The following is a 19,106-nucleotide window of genomic DNA, read 5'->3' as shown; positions in this document are numbered from 1 at the left end:
CTTGTAACGTAGAGGTAGGATAATTTAAGACAAAGAAAAGGGGCCGCATGCGGCCCCGAATGTTTCGCGGTGCAGCAAAGATCAGCTCAGATTGACTTTAGCCTGATCGCCAGGATTGGGCTGCTGACCAGTGATGGCGGCCTTCGCGTAACCGTAGAGATGCACTAGCGTCGACGACGGGCTGTCCCAGTATTCGCCCTTGGCCGGATGAACACGGATCAGGGCAATCTGCGGATCGTCCACGCCTTTCGGGAACCATGCGCGCAGGGGCTCCGACCACTTCTCCTCGATCTTCGCCTTGTCGCGCACGATCTCGGCTTTGCCCGTCACTGACACATAGGTCTGGCTGCTCGGATCGGAATAGGCCAAGTTGACCTCGCTGTCGCGGGAGAGCTCCGTCGTCTTGGGAGACTGGATCTGGGTGAAGAACCAAAGGTCCCCATGCTCATCCGCCTCCTGGTTGTGCATGGGCCTGCTGTGGAGAGTCCCGTCCGTATCGACGGTGGTCATCATGGCGATCTTCACGTCCTTGATCAGCTCATAAAGCTTCCCGGCATTCGGATCGTTATGGCCGTGCTGGTGCATCGTTGTCTCCTCGATCTTGTGTAATTCGCTCTCGGGAATGATCAGCGAAGGCTGTGACGCGACCGGTCGAACCGGCTCCCGAGGGATCGGGTGAACAACGGACAAGGTGCAGTTTGGTTCGGATATTGCAACTGGGCTGTCTCGGACCGTCTTAACGTGCGCGCTCTTGCCCTATACATGAGGGGTCAGAAGCCCTCAGAGCCATTCAGGAGATTTCATCGTGGCAATTACCCGTGAGCATGTGCTGCAGGCTCTGTCGACCGTTCCGGTCGATGCAAGCGGAACCGACCTCGTTGCCTCGGGACGGCTGTCGGACGTGGTGGTGGACGATGCCGGCCGGGTCATGTTCTCGATCACCATCGAACCGTCCGAGGCCGCGAGCATGGAACAGGTGCGCCAGGCCGCCGTCACGGCCGTGCAGGGACTGCCGGCCGTGAAGGGCGTCTTCGCCAGCCTCACCGCCGACCGGCCCGCCGGTTCCGGCGCATCGCCCCCCTCCCCGGCCGCGCCTCAGCGACCACGGGCGGCAGCCCAGCCCAGGAACCAACGCATTCCCGGCGTGCAGCAGGTGATCGCCGTCGCGTCTGGGAAGGGTGGTGTCGGCAAGTCGACGACCGCCTGCAACCTCGCTCTCGGGCTGAAGGCTCTCGGGCTGAAGGTCGGCCTGCTCGATGCGGATATCTATGGCCCGTCCATGCCGAAGCTTCTCGGCATTCACGGCAAGCCGCGCCTACTCGAAAATCGCGTTCTCGAGCCAATGGAGGCTTACGACCTCAAGGTCATGTCCATCGGTTTCCTTGTCGAGGAGGAAGCCGCCATGATCTGGCGTGGGCCGATGGTGATGTCGGCCATCACTCAGATGCTGCGGGAGGTCGCTTGGGGTGATCTCGATGTGCTCGTGGTCGACATGCCCCCTGGCACGGGCGACGCGCAGCTGACCATGGCGCAGGCCACGCCGCTCGCTGGCGCCGTGATCGTTTCGACGCCGCAAGATCTGGCTCTCATCGATGCGCGGCGCGGCGTGTCCATGTTCAAGCGGGTGGAGATCCCGATCCTGGGCATCGTCGAGAACATGGCCACCTTCGTCTGCCCTCATTGCGGCCAGAGTTCCCACATCTTCGGCCACGGGGGAGCGCGTGAAGAGGCTAAGCGTCTTGAGGTTCCCTTCCTCGGCGAAGTTCCGCTCGACATGACGATCCGCGAGTTATCGGATGCCGGCCGCCCGGTTGTCGTCGCCGATCCGGAAGGTCCACATGCCAGGATCTACAAGGACATGGCACAGCAGGTCTGGACTTCGCTAGCGGGTGGTGCGCCAGCGAGACCCGCACCGCGAATCGTGATCGAGTGAACAGGCCCGGCACGATGCCGCCCTCCACCCTCGGTGTGATTCTGGCGGGAGGCCTTTCCCGCCGTATGGGAGGGGGCAACAAGTCCCTCCTCGTCTTCGAGGGGCTTACGCTTCTCGAGCATGTGGCGCGGCGCCTTGCCCCGCAATGCGAAAGCGTGATCATCAATGCGAACAGCACACTTCCGCGCTTCAAGAATATGCCTTTTCCTGTCGTGCCGGATTCGATTGCAGGTTCCCTGGGACCGTTGGCGGGCATCCTGACAGCTCTCGAATGGACTGCCACACATCGCCCCGGCATCGAGTGGATCGCCAGCATTCCAGGCGATACGCCTTTCATCCCCCTGGATCTGGTACCGCAACTGCATGAGGCGCGTCATGAAGCCGAACGGCCTCTCGCCTGCGCCTCTTCAGGCTCGCAGGTTCATTTCGCTGTCGGCCTCTGGCCTGTTTCTCTACGCCAGGATCTGCGTCAGGCGCTCTTGGAAAACGGCATGCGCAGTGTAAGTGACTGGGCGCGGCTCCATGGATATGCCGAGGCCTCCTGGCCCGTTGAGCCTGTTGATCCGTTCTTCAACATCAACACGCCAGACGATTGGGCGGAGGCGAAGGTTTTGGCGCAGCGGAGGCGTAGGCGATGACCGAACTTGACCTGTCCGGTCTGAAGTGCCCGCTGCCGGTTCTGCGCACGCGTAAGGCTCTGCTCTCCATGGCGCCCGGCGAAACGCTGTACGTCATCTGCACGGATCCATTGGCGGGCATCGATGTCCCCAATCTGATCCGCGAAACCGGCGATGTCTTGGAGAAGCAAAACCAGGAAGCCTCCCGGATCAGCTTCCTGATCCGCAAGGCGGACAAATCCGCATGAAAAAGGCCCGGCCGAAGAGCCGGGCCCGTCTTATTGACTTCGTTCAATGAGATCAGGTGCTCTTGCGGAGCGAATCCTTGATCCCACCAATGGTGTTCTGGATCTTGCCTTCGGTCTTATCCATCTTGCCTTCGGCTTCCATCTTCGAGTCGCCCACGGCCTTGCCGAGACCTTCCTTCACGCGGCCCTTAATATTCTTCATGCTGCCTTCGGCGCGATCGTTATCCATGATGATTCTCCTGAAACAGATATTCTGACAGGGCAACGCCGTCCCGATAGGTTGGTTTCAAATAAATCGCGATCTGCGACAATACCGGCCACGAGCGCGTGAAAGGCCCGATCATACCTTCGAGATTTTCTTGCTTCTCTTACTTTCAAAACTCGCGTGCATGCTGGTACAGCCGGATCATTAGACTTAGCAACGACTCTGACTCATCATAGATTATTCTCTGAACTGAGACAGACTGCATTTCTTCATTGAATGACAAGTCTGCCCTTTCAGGTGAGAATGAGGGATGGACAACGGCCTTGGGCGCACTAATTCGGATCAAGCCCTAATATAAACGTTATAACGTAATATAGGTATCGCGTCTGTGCCCGCAGCCACCCGACGTCCTTCCCGGCCAACTCCCAGGACCTCTCGCCGTGCGAGCAGTCGCACAGTATCGAGGAGTCCGGCTCATCCATTGGACCGTGTCGCTCTCCTGGCTCATCAGCTGAGAACGCCTCTTTCGGCGATCAATGCCCTGGCTCAGGGCTTGATCCGGCGTGCCGATCAGCTGAGCACGCACGATGTTCGGGCAAAGGCGGAGAAGATCTGGCGCGCCAGCCTGCGCCTCGACGAACTCACCGAAACGATCCTGTCTTATAGCCGGGCAACCGCCGGCGGAATTGTCCTCAACCCAAGCGAGTTCAACCTCGACGAACTCATCCGCCGGGTTTGCAGGGAACAAGGCGGACAGGACCCGTCCCGCGCGATTCGACTCCAGCTTCGCGGGTTGCCCGCTATGGTGATCGGTGATGCCATCCTGCTGGAGCAGGCACTCGTCATCGTCCTGTCCAACGCCATGAAATATTCGCCGCCGGAGCGGCTGATCGAAATCACAGCCCGCAGGAGAGCCGGCATGATCCGGATTGTCGTCAAGGATCAGGGGATCGGCATCCTGGAACGGGACCTGCCCTTCATCATGCAACCCTTTTTCCGCGGCCAGAATGCGAAGAAGCTGCCCGGCACGGGGTTGGGCCTAAGCCTCGCCTGGTACATCCTCAAGCTTCACGGCGGAGACTTGGAAATCGAGAGCCACGAAGGCCGCGGAACCAAGGTCACGATGATCGTGCCGGAAACGAACACGACAGGGCTCAGCTATTCCATCTGAGCCGGCATCCCGCTTCGCTCATGGACGAACGAGGATGCAACGGAAGTCGTTCACATTCGTCAAAGTCGGGCCTGTCACGACGAGCCTGCCGAGTTGCGCGAACGCCGTATAGGCATCGTTCGTGTCCAGGTGAGAGGCCAGATCGATCCCTTTCGCGCGTGCGCTCTCGAACAGGCCACCGTCGAACCAGGCGCCCGCATTGTCCTCGGAGCCGTCGATGCCGTCAGTATCGCAGGCGATGGCCGAGATCCTGTCCTGATCTTTCAAGGAGAGAGCCAGAGACAACAGGAACTCGGCATTGCGGCCGCCCCGCCCCTGCCCGCGAACCGTCACCGTCGTCTCACCGCCGGACAGCAGAACGCATGGTGCCTTGGCTGGCTCGCCATGCATCAGAGCCGAACGTGCAATGCCGGCCATGACACGCCCGACCTCCCGCGCCTCTCCCTCAAGCGCGTCGCCGAGCACGAGCGGCGTCAGCCCCAGTTCACGGGCTTTGGCAGCAGCAGCATCGAGCGCCATCTTGGGCGTCGACAGCATGTGCACCAGGCCGCCGGCGACGGGCCCGGTGACGGCGTTGGACCGGATGGTCTGCAGGACATGTTCAGGCACTTCGATTCCGTACTTGCGCAAGGTGCCGAGAGCGACGTCCGGATCGACTCGTTCAGGAATCGTCGGACCGGAGCCGATGCTGCCGGGATCGTCGCCTGGAACATCCGAGATCAGATAGGTGACGAGCTGCGCCTTGCCGACTGCCGCCGCAAGCCTGCCTCCCTTGATGGCGGAGAGTGACTTGCGCACCCGGTTCATTTCCCCGATCGGAGCGCCGGATTTCAGCAGGGCGCGGTTCAGATTCTGCTTGTCTGCCAGCGTTACCCCGTCGGCCGGAAGCGACAGAAGCGCCGAGGCCCCGCCGGACATCAGACAGACGACGAGGTCGTCGGGACCGGCTTCCTGAGCCAGAGTCAGGATCCGTCCCGCTGCCTGCAACCCGGCCTCATCGGGAACCGGATGCGCGGCCTCGACGATCTCGACGGCTCGCGTCGGCACCGCATGCCCATATCGCGTGACCACGAGCCCCTCGCAGGTTCCTCCCGCGCGGGCCCACGCCTCCTCGAAAGCCACCGCCATGCGGGCCGAGGCTTTGCCGGCGCCGAGAACAATCGTCCGCCCTTTCGGCTTGGGCGGCAAGCGGTCATCGAACTGCCCATCCGGAAGCGCCGCCTTCAGGGCGGCATCGAAGAGGGCGTAGAGGATTTCGGCATCATCGTTTGGCATGGCGTCACTTTACGTCAGAAATCCCACGCGTGAAGCCTTTGGCTGCAGATTGCACACAGGACGACGTGCCAGCTCATCAAAGACCTTGGAACACGCCTTGAGATCATGCTTAAAGACCGGCAATTAGCCGTCTCACGATCTATCCCATGCACCTGAGGATACCCCTGCCGATGTCCCACTCCACCCAGCGCCCCTGCCTCCGCTCTTCGAGGAGCACGGCATGAAGCCCCTATCCCAGATGTCGCTGGAAATGGCGCGTTCCATTCGCGTGGTGCTGACCGACATTGATGACACTATTACCACGGAAGGAATGCTGACGGCGGCTGCCTACGGCGCACTCGAACGGCTGCATCGAGCAGGCTTCCTCGTCATCCCCGTGACCGGGAGGCCGGCGGGATGGTGTGATCACATCGCCCGCATGTGGCCGGTGGATGCCGTGGTGGGAGAAAACGGCGCCTTCTATTTCCGTTACGATCGCGAACGCAAGACCATGCAGCAGCGCTTCTGGGCAGGCCCGGAGGAACTGAAGCGGAATCGCGCGAAACTCGACGTTATCGAGACGGAAGTGCTCGCAAGCGTTCCCGGCGCGGCGCTCGCCAGCGATCAGGCTTATCGCATGGCGGATCTCGCCATCGACTTCTGCGAGGACGTGCCCGCCTTGCCGGAAGCGGAGGTGGACCGGATCGTTTCCATCTTCGAGCGTGCTGGTGCACAGGCCAAGGTCAGCTCCATTCATGTGAACGGCTGGTTCGGCGACTACAACAAGCTGAGCATGGCTAAGACCCTGCTCGCCGATGGGTTCGGCATGGATTGGGAAGAGGCGAAAAATGCCGTGGTCTATGCCGGCGATTCGCCGAACGACGAGCCCATGTTCGCAGCCTTTCCCTTGAGCGTCGGGGTCGCCAATATCCAGACCTTCGCGCACCGCCTGACCAGCAAGCCGGCCTATCTTGCGAATGGCCACTCGGGAGAGGGCTTCGTGGAATTGGCGGATCTGCTGCTCAGGGCGAGAAGCGCGTAGGAACCTGGTAAACGTCGCCAGCTTCCATCATCAAAAGAAGAAGCCCGGCAAGGCCGGGCTTCTTCATGCTTACATCCCTGCAAGGCAGATGTATTTGAGCTCGAGGAAGCCCTCGATGCCGTACTTGGAACCTTCGCGCCCCAAGCCTGACTGCTTCACGCCGCCGAACGGTGCCATCTCGTTGGCAAGCGCTGCCGTGTTCACGCCCACCATGCCGCTCTCCAGCGCCTCCGCCACACGCCAGACGCGCGCCATGTCCTTGGCATAAAAGTACGATGCCAGCCCGAACTCCGAGTCGTTGGCCATCGCGATCACATCCGCCTCGTCCTTGAACGTGATGATCGGCGCCAGTGGCGCGAACGTCTCCTCCTTCGTCACCTTCATCGCCTGTGTCACGCCCGTCATCACCGTCGGCTCGAAGAACGTGCTGCCCAGATCCGAGCGCTTGCCGCCCACCAGCAGCTTGCCACCCTTTTCCAGCACATCCGCCACGTGCTCCTCCATCTTGGCCACGGCCCGATCGTCGATCAGCGGCCCCATGGTCACGCCCGCCTCCGTGCCCCGGCCGAGCTTGAGCCCCCGGGTCTTGGCCGCAAGCTTCTCGGCAGATGCCTCCGCCACGCTCTCCTGCACGTAGATCCGGTTGGCGCAGACACAGGTCGGACCGGCATTGCGGAACTTGGACGCCATCGCACCCTCCACCGCCGCATCGAGATCGGCATCGTCGAACACGATGAAAGGAGCATTGCCGCCCAGCTCCAACGACAGCCGCTTGATGCTATCGCCGGCCTCTTTCATCAGCCAGCGGCCAACCCCGGTCGAACCGGTAAACGTGATCTTGGCCACCTTAGGGTTGTGGCAGAACTCTTCGCCGATCGGCTTGGCCTCGCCGGTGATCACCGAGAAGGCGCCCTTCGGCACGCCCGCCCGCTCGGCCAGGACCGCCAAGGCCAGCGCCGAGAGCGGGGTCTGGGCGGCAGGCTTGAGCACCATGGTGCAGCCGGCGGCCAACGCCGGCCCCACTTTGCGGGTGATCATGCCGTTAGGGAAGTTCCAAGGCGTGATGGCGGCGCAGACTCCTACCGGCTGCTTGAGCACGACGATGCGTTGGCTCGGATTGGCGCCGGGAATGACATCACCGTCGATGCGCTTGGCCTCCTCGGCGAACCACTCGATATAGGCGGCGTTCGAGATCACCTCGCCCTTGGCCTCAGCCAGCGGCTTGCCCTGCTCGGTGGTGAGGATCAGCGCCAGATCGTCGGCATTAGCGATGATCAGGTCGTACCATTTACGCAGAATCTGGGCGCGCTCCTTGGCGGTGCGCTTGGCCCAGTCCTTCTGCACCGCATGGGCCTTATCGATGGCACGCCGGGCAATGTCGGGACCGAGGTCGGGAACCTCGAGGATGAGCGCGCCGTCGAAGGGATCGGTGACGGGAATGGTCTTGCGGTCCGGCGCATCGATCCACTCGCCGGCCACATAGGCCTGCCCGACCAGCAGCGACGGGTCCTTCACCCCACAACACGGCGATCCACAGGCTTCGCATGAACGGTCATCTCAGGACTCCAATCGAGAAAATGGGAGGAGGGAAAGCTGAGCGAGATATAGGTGCCGCCCGAAGCTCTGTGAACCACTGGAGATGCGGATCAGGGTTGTCGGCAATGCGGCCAAGGTTTCGGAGGCGGGCGATGCTCCATGCCTGAAAATGAGGCAGAAGCTTGAAGCCTAAAGATATCTGCGACTTAAGGATGACCCCTTCTCGCATTGCACAAGACATAAGTCGCTGTACCTTTCTGACCATCGCCGGGCGTACCCTCATGCTGCGGCTCGAACAATGGCTGGATCAACTGGCTTCGGAATGAAGGGAAGGAAATCGATGCGAGTTCTCAATAAGATACTGTTCGCTCTCAGCTGCACCGTCATGGCGCAATCGGCCTATGCACAGCAGGCCTCCGATGGTGTGGTCAAGATCGGCATCCTGAACGATCAGTCCGGCGTTTACGCGGATTTCGGCGGCAAATCCTCTGTCGAAGCCGCCCGCATGGCAGTGCAGGATTTCGGCGGCAAAGTTCTTGGCGTGCCTGTCGAGATCGTCAGCGCGGACCATCAGAACAAGCCTGACGTCGCGGCTAGCATCGCCCGGCAGTGGTACGATACGGAGAAGGTTGATTCCATCATGGAACTGACCACCTCTTCTGTCGCTCTCGCAGTCCAGGGCCTGTCCAAGGACAAGAAGAAAATCACGATGACGACCGGTGCGGCGACGACCGATCTCACCGGCAAGCAATGCACCCCTTACGGCTTCCACTGGGCCTACGACACCCATGCACTCGCGGTCGGCACTGGCGGCGCGCTGGTGGAAAACGGCGGCAACAAGTGGTTCTTCCTCACGGCGGATTACGCCTTCGGCTATTCCCTTGAGGAGCAGACGTCAAAATTCGTGAAGTCGAAAGGTGGTCAGGTTCTCGGTGCCGTCCGCCATCCGCTGGCCGCGACCGACTATTCGTCTTTCCTGCTGCAGGCACAGAGCTCCGGCGCCAACGTGATCGGCATGGCCAATGCCGGCCTCGATACTGCAAATGCCATCAAGCAGGCGGCGGAGTTCGGCATCACCCAGGGTGGCACGCGCTTGGCGGCGCTGCTCTTCACCCTCGCCGAGGTGAAGGGCCTTGGCCTCAAGGCTGCCCAGGGCCTGACCCTGACCGAAGGCTGGTACTGGGATCAGAGCGACGAGAACCGTGCCTTCGCGAAGAAATTCCAGGAGAAGACCGGCCGTATGCCGAACATGATCCATATGAGCACCTACTCAGCTGTGACGCAGTATCTCAAGGCGATCCAAAAGGCCGGCACGGACGCGACCGAGCCGGTCGCCAAGGCCCTGCATGAGATGCCGGTCGAGGACGTCTTCGCCAAGAAAGGCAAGGTGCTGCCCAACGGCCGCATGGTCTACGACATGTATCTCTTCCAGGTGAAGAAGCCGGAAGAGAGCAAGAGCGAGTGGGACATGTATAAGCAGCTCGCCAAGGTTCCCGGCGATCAGGCTTACCTGTCGTTTGCCGAAAGCGGCTGCCAGGCCACGCAGTAATCCTCAGGCTGCGGTGGGGCGGCATGAGCCGCCCCACCCCTTCATCATCTGACAACGGCTGGTGTCGAGCCTTGCGCCCGAACCAGCCGTTTCCTCCTTACCAAGAGAGTGTCGGCCGGTTCATATGGTCAGTACGCAACCTATCTTGAGCGCCACCGGGCTCACCATGGAGTTTCGCGGCTTCCTGGCTGTGAAAGACGTGACGCTGTCCGTCAACGAGGGCACGATCCATGCCCTGATCGGGCCGAACGGCGCCGGCAAGACGACCGTCTTCAACCTCCTCACGAAATTTCTCACGCCGACCCGCGGGCAGATCACCTTCAAGGGCTCCGATATCACCAGCCTGAAGCCCGCCGAGGTCGCGCGTCTCGGACTTGTCCGCTCCTTCCAGATTTCGGCGGTTTTTCCGCACTTGTCCGTGCTCGACAATGTGCGCGTGGCGCTGCAGCGTCCGTCCGGCCTCGCAACGCAGTTCTGGCGCCACGCTTCGGCTCTTTCAACACTCGACGATCGCGCAATGGAACTCATTGATGCTGTGGGACTCAGAGCCTATGCGCATCTGCCGGCCGTCGAATTATCATACGGGCGCAAGCGGGCGCTGGAAATCGCCACCACGCTAGCGCTCGACCCGGCCATGCTGCTTCTCGACGAGCCTATGGCCGGCATGGGGCACGAGGATATCGGCCGCATCTCCGACCTGATCCGGCGCATCGCCCACAATCGGACGGTGCTGATGGTCGAGCATAACCTGAACGTCGTTTCCGATCTCTGCGATCGCGTTACCGTTCTGGCGCGGGGCGAGATTCTCTCCGACGGCTCCTATGACAAGGTCAGCCAGGATCCGCGCGTGCGTGAAGCTTACATGGGAACCGAGCATGAGTAGCGCTCCCCTCCTCGAAGTCCGTGGGCTCAACGCCTGGTACGGCGAAAGCCATGTTCTCCACGGGGTCGATCTCGACATCCGCGAGGGCGAAACCGTCACCCTGCTCGGCCGCAACGGCGCGGGCAAGACTACCACCTTGCGCGCGATCATGGGCATTCTCCGCCGTCGCGAGGGCGTCATCCGCCTGCGCGGCAAGGATCTCCTGGGGCTGCCGCTCCACAAGGTCGCGCAGGCCGGTATAGGCTATGTGCCCGAGGAGCGCGGCATCTTCGCGAGTCTCAACGTCTCCGAGAACCTGATGCTGCCGCCGACGGTCTCGGAAGGCGGCATGAGCGTGGAGGAGATCTATAGTCTCTTCCCCAACCTCCATGAACGCCGTTCGAGCCAGGGAACGAAGCTCTCGGGAGGCGAGCAGCAGATGCTCGCCATCGCCCGCGTGCTGCGCACAGGTGCGAGGATCATCCTTCTCGACGAGCCGACGGAGGGCTTGGCTCCTGTCATCGTCCAGCGCATCGGCGACGTTCTGGTCGCCTTGAAGAAGCGCGGCATGACCATCCTGCTCGTGGAACAGAACTTCCGCTTCGCGAAGAAGGTGGCCGATCGCTTCTACCTCATGGAGGATGGGCGTATGGTGAACTCGTTCCCGGGCCACGAGCTCGATGCGCGCATGGACGAACTCCACGAAGTTCTTGGGGTGTAGAGCATCATGAGTACGATTTTTGGCATTCCGACCCCGGCCCTTTTTGGCCAGATCCTCATCGGCCTGATCAATGGCTCCTTCTATGCCATGCTGAGCCTTGGCCTCGCCGTGATCTTCGGCCTGTTGCGGGTCATCAACTTCGCCCATGGCGCGCAATACATGCTGGGCGCCTTTGCCGCCTACCTGCTGCTGAGCGTCTTAGGCATAGGCTATTGGCCGGCGCTCATTCTGGCACCTTTGATTGTCGGTGCCATTGCGGTCGTGATCGAGAAGACGATGCTGAGCCGTCTCTACGGTGTGGATCCGCTCTACGGGTTGCTGCTGACCTTCGGCCTCGCCCTGATTCTCGAAGGCGCCTTCCGCTACTGGTTCGGCGCAGCCGGCCAACCCTATGCCGCACCGCCGCAACTGACGGGAGCTCTCAATCTGGGCTTCATGTTCATGCCGATCTATCGTGGCTGGGTGGTCGTCGCCTCTCTTTGCATTTGCCTGGGTACTTGGCTTCTCATCGAGAAGACGCGGCTCGGCGCCTACCTGCGGGCTGCCACGGAAAACGCCACGCTCGTCCAGGCCTTTGGCGTGAACGTGCCGCTGCTCCTGACCCTCACCTACGGCCTGGGCGCGGCCCTCGCCGGGTTGGCCGGCGTGTTGGCGGCTCCGATCTACCAGGTGAGTCCACTGATGGGCTCGAACCTTATCATCATCGTCTTCGCGGTCGTCGTCGTCGGCGGCATGGGCTCGATCCTCGGTGCCATCCTCACGGGCTACATGCTCGGTGTGCTGGAGGGACTGACAAAGGTTTTCTACCCGGAAGCCTCAAGTATCGTTATCTTTGTGATCATGGCCATCGTTCTGCTCGTCAGGCCAGCGGGTCTCTTCGGGCGGGAGGAGTAATATCATGGCTGTCGGGACCCAATATCTTGCGGAACAGCCCAAGCTGCGCACCTCCTCCATGGTGCTGGGCTTGATCGCCATCGCGGCGCTGCTGGCGGCTCCGTTCTTCTTCTATCCCGTCATGCTGATGAGCGTTCTGTGCTTCGCGCTCTTTGCCTGCGCTTTCAACCTGCTCATCGGCTATGTCGGGCTTCTCTCCTTCGGCCACGCGGCCTTCTTCGGCGGAGCGGCCTATGTCACCGCCCATGCGGCCAAGGTGTGGGGCCTGGAGCCACTGACCAGCATCCTGCTGGGCGTGGCCGGAGCCGCCGTCATGGGTCTGATCATCGGGTTCGTGGCCATCCGCCGCCAGGGCATTTATTTTGCCATGATCACCCTGGCGCTGTCGCAGATGTTCGCCTTCATCTGCCTGCAGGTGCCATTCACCCATGGCGAGGACGGTATCCAGGGCGTGCCGCGCGGCTATCTGTTCGGCTTCATCGACCTGAACCAGCCCCTGACCATGTACTACGTCACGCTGGCGATCTTTCTGTTCGGCTTCTTCGCCATCTGGCGCATCGTGAACTCGCCGTTCGGCAACATCCTCAAGGCGATCCGCGAGAACGAGAGGCGCGCGGTCTCACTCGGCTATCGGGTGGATCGCTACAAACTCGGCGCCTTCGTCATGTCGGCCGCGCTGGCGGGACTGGCAGGTGGAACGAAAGCCATCGTGTTCCAGTTCGCAACGCTCACCGACGTGCAGTGGCAGATGTCCGGTGAGGTCATCCTCATGACCCTGCTCGGCGGCATCGGCACGATGATCGGCCCCATCGTCGGCGCCGGTCTGGTGATTGCCTTGCAGAATTATCTGGCTGCGTCCGATTTTCCTGTGACGGTGCTGATCGGCATTATCTTCGTGATCTGCGTGCTGCTTTTCCGCCGCGGAATCGTGGGAGAAATCCTGGAGTTGATGAGGCGCAAGACCAAGGGCGCCTCCTAACACACGAGCATGAGAAACTCTGCCGGCGTTCATATCGTTGAACGCCGGCTCATTTCATTGAGCCGAACTATGTCAGGCAGCGATACATTTGATTACGTGATTGTCGGGGCAGGTTCCGCCGGCTGCGTTCTGGCAAACCGCCTGTCCAAGGATCCGCGAAACTCGGTCTGCATTCTCGAAGCCGGCGGCAAGGACAACTGGATCTGGTTTCACATCCCGGTCGGCTATCTCTTCGCCATCGGCAATCCCCGCGCCGATTGGATGTTCAAGACCGAAGCTGAGGCAGGCCTGAACGGCCGGATCCTGAACTATCCGAGGGGCAAGGTCCTGGGCGGCTGCTCGGCGATCAACGCTATGGTCTACATGCGAGGCCAGCGCGAGGATTACGACAACTGGCGCCAAATGGGCCTTACGGGCTGGGGTTGGGACGATGTGAAGCCGATCTTCCGCCAGCACCTAGATCACTACCTCGGAGCCGGCGAGCATCATGGCGTGGGCGGCGAATGGCGCGTCGAGGCCCCTCGCACCCGCTGGGACATCCTGGATACCTTCATCGAAGCCGCGGTCGAGGCCGGCATTCCCCGCGTCAGCGATTTCAATACGGGCAGCAACGAAGGTATCTCGTATTTCCACGTCAACCAGAAGAGTGGGCGGCGCTGGTCCGCGGCGCGCGGCTTCCTCAAGCCGGCCCTGTCCCGTCCCAATCTGAAGGTTGAAACGAAAGCCCATGCCACGCGCATCCTTTTCGAGGGCAAGCGTGCCGTTGGCGTCGAAATACTCCAGAACGGCACCTCAAGGCGTATTCTGGCGCGGAAGGAGGTCGTGCTTTCGGCAGGCGCCATCGCCTCCCCGCAACTCCTGCAACTGTCAGGAATTGGGGACGGCACGTTCCTCCAGCAGCACGGAATTGAGGTGGTTCACCACCTGCCAGGCGTCGGAGAGAACCTGCAGGACCATCTGCAGCTCCGCCCGATTTATAAGGTGCACGGAGTGCGAACGCTCAATGAGGATTATCGGTCTCTGTTCAAGAAGGGACAGATGGCGCTTGAGTATGCCCTCTTTCGCAAAGGGCCCCTCACGATGGCGCCGTCTCAGCTGGGAGCGTTTACCCGCTCGTCTCCTGAATATGCAACACCGAATCTCCAGTTTCACATCCAACCTCTGTCGCTGGACAAGTTCGGGGACGATCCTCATCCCTTCCCTGCCTTCACGGTGAGCGTCTGCAACCTGCGGCCGACCAGTCGAGGGAACGTCAGGATCCGCTCCAGCCAATCGGGCGACGCGCCCTTCATCCGCCCGAATTATTTGTCGACGTCAGAGGACCAGAGAGTGGCCGTGGATGCACTGCGCCTGGTCCGGCACATTGTCTCGATGCCGGCCCTTCAGAAGTACCGCCCCGAGGAGTACAAGCCCGGCGCCGAACTGACGACGGACGACGAGCTTCTGAATGGCGCGCGGGATACCGGCACCACGATCTTCCACCCGGTCGGGACAGCCAAGATGGGGATTGACAGCGATCCGATGGCCGTCACCGACGCGCGCTTGCGTGTCCGTGGGATTGAGAGCCTGCGCGTCATCGACGCTTCCGTCATGCCGACGATTACGAGCGGGAACACGAACTCGCCAACCCTGATGATTGCCGACAGGGGAGCTGCGATGATCCTGGAGGATCAGTCCACATCTCTATGCCTGCTTTGCGCTCGGCTTGACCTATTCGGAGGACCTACTCACGCTCTATAACGACCAGTGGGAGCCAGCGGCTCCCACTGCTGAAAGCGGTTTAAGCCGATAAGCTCAGCTGGTAGGCGCGCCGCGGTTCGACGGCAGATGGCTTGCAGCCCAGATTGCAGCCTGGGTCCGATTCTTTGCCTGGATCTTGCGCAGGATCGCTTTGACATGGACCTTGACGGTCGCTTCCGTGATGTCGAACTTTCGAGCGATGATCTTATTCGAGTCGCCATCCATAAGGCAGCGTAGAATGACCGTCTCGCGAACCGAAAGACCTTTCGCCGGAGGGCTCATCTCATGAAGCTCTTCCGGAGCTGGCGCTTCATTCGCATGATCGGCCTGGGCTTCCCGCTCCCGCAGCAGGTCGAGGATCGCACTAGGGAAGATGGCCTCTCCTAGCATCACGAGATCCAGGGACTTCACGAGTACCTCGTGCGAGACCGACTTTTTGAGGTACGCATCCGCGCCAGCCTGAAAAGCCGCAACCACCTGTTTAAGGTCGTACTCCTCGATCAGCATGACCACTTTGGCACTCGGGTTGCTCTCCTTCAACATCCGGGCCTGACGACAGGTTTCATCGTGATCGCGGCTTGCATCGATGATGAGGACGATAGTGCTGCTATCCAAGCTCGGCACCGACCCCATCTCATCGAGGCTCGCAGCTGCCGCCGCGGGTGAATAAGCTGTCTCGGAGAGAATCCTGCGCAGACCTTCCCTTAACAGGGCGTTCGGCTCGATGAGGAGCGCCTTGATGGAGCGAGCAGCGGCATGTTCTGCCGACGATGGCTCAACCGAACGGGCCAGCTCCATGTATCTTGAATACGCAACATCCTTAGCCGAAGAGGCTCCTGGATGAGGGAGGCTATCAAGATCGTAGGTGTTCCGCATCGCAGATGCCTTTCTGGTCTTGATTCGGTGAGGCGAATAACAAAATTCCCCAAAGATGTTTAGCTTATAATCTCATTAGAGACAATCATTACCCATTCAAATCCTTTTAACAATCTTTAATCAAAAGACATGTACATGATATAAAGTATCAAATACATAGTCATCTCACGATCCCGAGCAAGTAATCATGTATCCGGACAGGCAGTACCCTCAATATTCAGGATATTTCCTGATCACCATCCATCACGAGGGACGCAGGCCGAAAGACCGTGGGACAGGTATTTTCTTTGATGACCGCAAATCAGAAGCAGATGAGCATCCGGTGTTAGTAGACGACCTGACTGTCTCGACTGAGCCGATGCGGAAGACTGGATGAGATTCCTAGTCTGTTGAGGAGGAATCTTGCTCGACTAAGGAAAGTATGGGCCGACCTGAGTTTGCCGCCATTACCCGTTTCGACGGAGCAGCTTCGGTTTGCCATCAAGAAGTCGCGCACTACAAAGCGCAGAGGGGCGCGGGATTACGCCCCTCGGGTGAGCCCGCCCCATTGAACGCTCCGTAATACCAAACCTCGTCAGCGAAGACTGTGCGCGGCCAATCTCTCGCCCGACTGTATCCAAGATGCATCAGCTGAATTTGAGGCCAGATGATTGACGGCCCACATGGCAGCTTGCGTTCGGTTTGCAACGCGGATCTTGCGCAGAATAGCTTTGATGTGAACTTTCACGGTTGCTTCGGCGACGTCGAGTTTGCGCGCGATGACCTTGTTCGGAGCTCCCTGCATCAAGCACTGCAGAATCTCCGCCTCTCTGCTCGACAAGGTCCGAATGGGAGAGTCATGACCTTCCGAAGCCGGAGCAACCTGCAGAGAGGATATCTTGATGGTAGGCGCTTCTTTTGAGAGATCCAACTCGTCCGCGCGGGTCGAAATGGCCGCCAGGAAAGCTGCAGACGGAAAAACGACTTCACCCAGCATGACGAGGTCAAGATACTTGATCAGAGCCTCGCATCCTGTTGTCGCAAGGCAGTATCCGTCCGCTCCCGATTGAAAGGCGGATTTCATGCCCTCAAGATTGAAGCTGTCAGACAGCACGACAATACGGGCTTGCGTATGTTGCTGCTTCAATGGCCAGATCCCCTCAGCTAGTCCCGATGGATAAAGATTCGCATCAAGGATGAAGAGAAGCGGGCTTTCCTGAACTGCGTGGTCCAGAGTGATATCTCCGCGCGTCAGGTTTTCCGGATGTAATCGGAACCGGGTACTTGAGAGGATATGCCTCAAGCCCTCGCGCAGCATCGAATTCTTGCAGCCTAAGACCGTGGTGACTGGCAGAAGGTGTGACATGCGAGGAAGCCTTTCCGCAGAGGTTACCTCGAATTGTACAAATTAACGGTTTGTTATCCATCCTTAATAAAGGGGTATCTAATTATGCTTAGGAGGTAGAAAAGGATGCCTTAGCAAGGATAGTTCATCTTAAGCGTACATTGGCACAGGCAATCTGGACAATGGCTCCCGGCATGTTGATACAATATTTCACCAACCTCTCACAGCAAGTATAGCCACCAACGTTGGATTGGAACTAACCTAAACCGATCCACAACTTGCTTCGTTCATGGATGAACACATGACTCACTCGTGTTCTGCCTTGGCGGTCAATCTTGGCGATCATTCTTTAAGCAAGGGCTCTAAAGCCAAGCGTGGTTGGCAATAGCAACGCGCCCAGAGCTGGGTAATATAGAATCAATCCCGCACTGCAAAATTGAAGGAGCGTCTTGTATTGCCGCCATCTGTCACTGATCGATGAGCATGTTTGGATTCAAGGCATGCATTCGAGTCTGACAGCATGTCTCGTTCATGCGTTTGTCATTGAGCGACGGCATTCGGCGCTGCGGATGGACCATTCCCAGCTTCATTGACCGAACCGGACAATGCAGGCTCCGTCATGGAACTTAAAGCAACAGCTGCGAGAGGAAAGCCGCTCTCTCGAGCGCTGCTGATGAGTTCGACGGCCTTGTTGAGATCCGCGCTGACTCCGATCCCGGACTTGTACATGAGCCCAAGCCGGTACTTGGCTTCTGGAATTCCTGAATCAACCGCGACCTGCAGCAGGCTTGCTGCCTTCTCTTGGGACGCATTGACACCGATCCCATCCGCATAGGCATGAGCCAAGCCAATGAGCGCTTCGCTGTTGCCAGCCGCAGTCGCCTTATCAAGGCCTGCGACGATGAGAGAAATCAATTCATCGGCCGGCCTCAAAGTGAGAAGCCGTGAGAGGGTTTGCCCGGCGGCAAGATTAGTCTTGTCTAGCGCATCGGACTGGAAATTCGACTCCTGGGTTTTGGCTTGGTGCGATCTGTGATTCACTGCCTGGACCGGGAGGTGGATCATGGGTCATTGCTATTCTCTCGATCTTCGGGTGCGCGTCGCCGACTTTGTCGAGGCGGGGCATTCCTGCCGGGCGGCAGCCGAGCACTTTGACGTCAGCGAGAGTTTCGCCATCAAGCTGGTGCGGCGGACACGCGACACCAGTTCACCGGCGCCAGCCCGGCAAGGCCGTCCGCCCGGAGGCGGCAAGCTAGTGCCGTATGAGGGCTTCCTGATCCAGACTGTTGAGGCAAGGCCCGCCATCACCATGCCCGAACTGGCCGCAAGGCTGCTGGAGCAGCATGGAGTGGTTGCCGCTCCCGCCGTCCTCTCGCGGCGGCGGTGCCGGCACGGCTTCACCTATAAAAAAAGCCCAGATGGCCGCGGAGTGCGCACGCGCCGACGTGCGCGATGAGCGCCGCGTCTGGCGGACACAGCGCCAGGCCCGCATGCGCGAGCAGCCGCACCGGCTGGTGTTTCTCGACGAGACGTACGTCAAACCAAGATGACGCGCCTGCGCGGCCGCTCCCGCAAGGGCCAGCGCCTACGTGCAAGCGCTCCCTTCGGACACTGGAAAACCCATACCCTTGTGGCCGGGCTGGGTTGCAACGAGTTGAGCGCCCCGTGGGTGATTGATGGTCCGATCACCCGCTTGGCGTTCGAGGCTTACATTGAGACGCAACTTGCTCCGACCCTGCACAAAGGTGACGTGGTGATCCTCGACAATCTGGCCGTCCATAAGAGCGAGAAGGCCGCCCGGTGTCTGAAACAGCGCGGCGCCTGGTTCCTGTTTCTACCGGCTTATTCGCCTGATCTTAATCCCATGGAGATCGGACCAACGTGGAACCTCTGAACGTGAGGTTCCATTGACTCCGCGAGTGGGCCATCAGGCGCTGCGCGCCTTGGCCTTATGGGTGGCAACACGCCATGACCCTGCGATCGACAATCATCCAATGGCAGCATCTGCCGCCCGACCGGCGCCGACGCCTAGCCGTTCCTATTCACCAGAGTTTGTTTCGGGGCCTATTTGGTAGCGCGGACGTGCCGATCCGCTGCGTTTCTTTCACCGCGGCAAGGTCTGGAACGTGGGGAACGCGTTGGCAGGGACGGGATG

At 60.1% G+C, this 19,106-nt stretch carries 20 protein-coding genes; 13 read left to right on the top strand and 7 right to left on the bottom strand.

Going from position 1 to position 19,106, the window contains the following annotated elements; translation table 11 throughout:
• Positions 1 to 81 precede the first annotated feature (81 nt).
• Positions 82 to 585 (bottom strand): pyridoxamine 5'-phosphate oxidase family protein, encoded by a 504-nt coding sequence (locus FS320_RS06465; RefSeq protein WP_152710273.1) that lies wholly within the window; start codon positions 583 to 585, stop codon positions 82 to 84.
• A gap of 220 nt (positions 586 to 805) precedes the next feature.
• Between FS320_RS06465 and FS320_RS06460 the strand changes: the two genes are divergently transcribed.
• The 3 genes from FS320_RS06460 to FS320_RS06450 are packed head-to-tail and all read left to right on the top strand — an operon-like array spanning position 806 to position 2,798.
• The gene (locus FS320_RS06460; protein WP_162002865.1) at positions 806 to 1,933 is read left to right on the top strand and encodes a P-loop NTPase; all 1,128 of its coding nucleotides are present in this window, start codon (positions 806 to 808) and stop codon (positions 1,931 to 1,933) included.
• Positions 1,934 to 1,947: 14 nt separating this feature from the next.
• Positions 1,948 to 2,571 (top strand): molybdenum cofactor guanylyltransferase MobA, encoded by a 624-nt coding sequence (mobA, locus tag FS320_RS06455; RefSeq protein ID WP_152710272.1) that lies wholly within the window; start codon positions 1,948 to 1,950, stop codon positions 2,569 to 2,571.
• Positions 2,568 to 2,798 (top strand): sulfurtransferase TusA family protein, encoded by a 231-nt coding sequence (locus FS320_RS06450; RefSeq protein ID WP_152710271.1) that lies wholly within the window; start codon positions 2,568 to 2,570, stop codon positions 2,796 to 2,798. Before mobA ends, FS320_RS06450 begins: the two co-directional genes overlap by 4 nt.
• 52 nt (positions 2,799 to 2,850) lie before the next feature.
• Here the strand turns inward: FS320_RS06450 and FS320_RS06445 are convergent, their stop codons facing one another.
• Complete coding sequence (locus FS320_RS06445; protein ID WP_152710270.1) at positions 2,851 to 3,027, bottom strand: CsbD family protein; 177 nt, start codon at positions 3,025 to 3,027, stop codon at positions 2,851 to 2,853.
• A gap of 457 nt (positions 3,028 to 3,484) precedes the next feature.
• On the opposite strand from FS320_RS06445, the gene FS320_RS06440 reads away from it, so the two are divergent.
• Positions 3,485 to 4,174 (top strand): sensor histidine kinase, encoded by a 690-nt coding sequence (locus FS320_RS06440; RefSeq protein ID WP_152710269.1) that lies wholly within the window; start codon positions 3,485 to 3,487, stop codon positions 4,172 to 4,174.
• Between the two features lie 18 nt (positions 4,175 to 4,192).
• Here FS320_RS06440 and FS320_RS06435 read toward each other — a convergent pair whose 3' ends face one another.
• Positions 4,193 to 5,449 (bottom strand): glycerate kinase type-2 family protein, encoded by a 1,257-nt coding sequence (locus FS320_RS06435; protein ID WP_152710268.1) that lies wholly within the window; start codon positions 5,447 to 5,449, stop codon positions 4,193 to 4,195.
• Positions 5,450 to 5,669: 220 nt separating this feature from the next.
• On the opposite strand from FS320_RS06435, the gene FS320_RS06430 reads away from it, so the two are divergent.
• Positions 5,670 to 6,470, top strand: a complete 801-nt coding sequence (locus tag FS320_RS06430; RefSeq protein ID WP_152710267.1) for an HAD-IIB family hydrolase — start codon at positions 5,670 to 5,672, stop codon at positions 6,468 to 6,470.
• 69 nt (positions 6,471 to 6,539) lie between these two features.
• Here FS320_RS06430 and FS320_RS06425 read toward each other — a convergent pair whose 3' ends face one another.
• Entirely contained in the window at positions 6,540 to 7,985 is a 1,446-nt protein-coding gene (locus FS320_RS06425) for a succinate-semialdehyde dehydrogenase (RefSeq protein WP_162002864.1), read from the bottom strand.
• A gap of 406 nt (positions 7,986 to 8,391) precedes the next feature.
• Here FS320_RS06425 and FS320_RS06420 point away from each other — a divergent pair, with 406 nt between their 5' ends.
• From FS320_RS06420 to FS320_RS06395, 6 genes are all read left to right on the top strand, one after another.
• Positions 8,392 to 9,555, top strand: coding sequence for an ABC transporter substrate-binding protein (locus tag FS320_RS06420; protein ID WP_152710315.1), 1,164 nt, complete (start codon positions 8,392 to 8,394; stop codon positions 9,553 to 9,555).
• A 124-nt stretch (positions 9,556 to 9,679) separates the two neighbouring features.
• Positions 9,680 to 10,438, top strand: coding sequence for an ABC transporter ATP-binding protein (locus FS320_RS06415; RefSeq protein ID WP_152710266.1), 759 nt, complete (start codon positions 9,680 to 9,682; stop codon positions 10,436 to 10,438).
• On the top strand, positions 10,431 to 11,138 hold the full coding sequence (locus FS320_RS06410) for an ABC transporter ATP-binding protein (RefSeq protein ID WP_152710265.1): 708 nt from the start codon (positions 10,431 to 10,433) through the stop codon (positions 11,136 to 11,138). Before FS320_RS06415 ends, FS320_RS06410 begins: the two co-directional genes overlap by 8 nt.
• A gap of 6 nt (positions 11,139 to 11,144) precedes the next feature.
• Entirely contained in the window at positions 11,145 to 12,032 is an 888-nt protein-coding gene (locus FS320_RS06405; RefSeq protein WP_152710264.1) for a branched-chain amino acid ABC transporter permease, read from the top strand.
• Between the two features lie 4 nt (positions 12,033 to 12,036).
• Positions 12,037 to 13,011, top strand: coding sequence for a branched-chain amino acid ABC transporter permease (locus FS320_RS06400; RefSeq protein WP_152710263.1), 975 nt, complete (start codon positions 12,037 to 12,039; stop codon positions 13,009 to 13,011).
• A 69-nt stretch (positions 13,012 to 13,080) separates the two neighbouring features.
• Positions 13,081 to 14,751, top strand: coding sequence for a GMC family oxidoreductase (locus tag FS320_RS06395; protein ID WP_152710262.1), 1,671 nt, complete (start codon positions 13,081 to 13,083; stop codon positions 14,749 to 14,751).
• 54 nt (positions 14,752 to 14,805) lie between these two features.
• Here FS320_RS06395 and FS320_RS06390 read toward each other — a convergent pair whose 3' ends face one another.
• From FS320_RS06390 to FS320_RS06380, 3 genes are all read right to left on the bottom strand, one after another.
• On the bottom strand, positions 14,806 to 15,549 hold the full coding sequence (locus FS320_RS06390) for a response regulator transcription factor (protein ID WP_162002863.1): 744 nt from the start codon (positions 15,547 to 15,549) through the stop codon (positions 14,806 to 14,808).
• A 652-nt stretch (positions 15,550 to 16,201) separates the two neighbouring features.
• Positions 16,202 to 16,972 carry a LuxR C-terminal-related transcriptional regulator gene (locus FS320_RS06385; protein WP_152710260.1) on the bottom strand — a complete coding sequence of 257 codons (771 nt, stop codon included), beginning with the start codon at positions 16,970 to 16,972 and terminating at the stop codon, positions 16,202 to 16,204.
• A gap of 519 nt (positions 16,973 to 17,491) precedes the next feature.
• Positions 17,492 to 18,016 (bottom strand): tetratricopeptide repeat protein, encoded by a 525-nt coding sequence (locus tag FS320_RS06380; protein ID WP_152710259.1) that lies wholly within the window; start codon positions 18,014 to 18,016, stop codon positions 17,492 to 17,494.
• Between FS320_RS06380 and FS320_RS47675 the strand changes: the two genes are divergently transcribed.
• Positions 18,015 to 18,407, top strand: coding sequence for a helix-turn-helix domain-containing protein (locus FS320_RS47675; protein ID WP_244626997.1), 393 nt, complete (start codon positions 18,015 to 18,017; stop codon positions 18,405 to 18,407). The two genes, FS320_RS06380 and FS320_RS47675, sit on opposite strands and share 2 nt — an antisense overlap.
• A gap of 90 nt (positions 18,408 to 18,497) precedes the next feature.
• On the top strand, positions 18,498 to 18,845 hold the full coding sequence (locus FS320_RS47670) for a transposase (protein ID WP_244626996.1): 348 nt from the start codon (positions 18,498 to 18,500) through the stop codon (positions 18,843 to 18,845).
• The last annotated feature ends 261 nt before the right edge of the window (positions 18,846 to 19,106 follow it).

Origin of the sequence: Microvirga tunisiensis (genome assembly GCF_009296175.1) — a bacterium.
Taxonomy (GTDB): domain Bacteria; phylum Pseudomonadota; class Alphaproteobacteria; order Rhizobiales; family Beijerinckiaceae; genus Microvirga; species Microvirga tunisiensis.
This window is presented reverse-complemented; position numbering and strand designations above follow the sequence as displayed.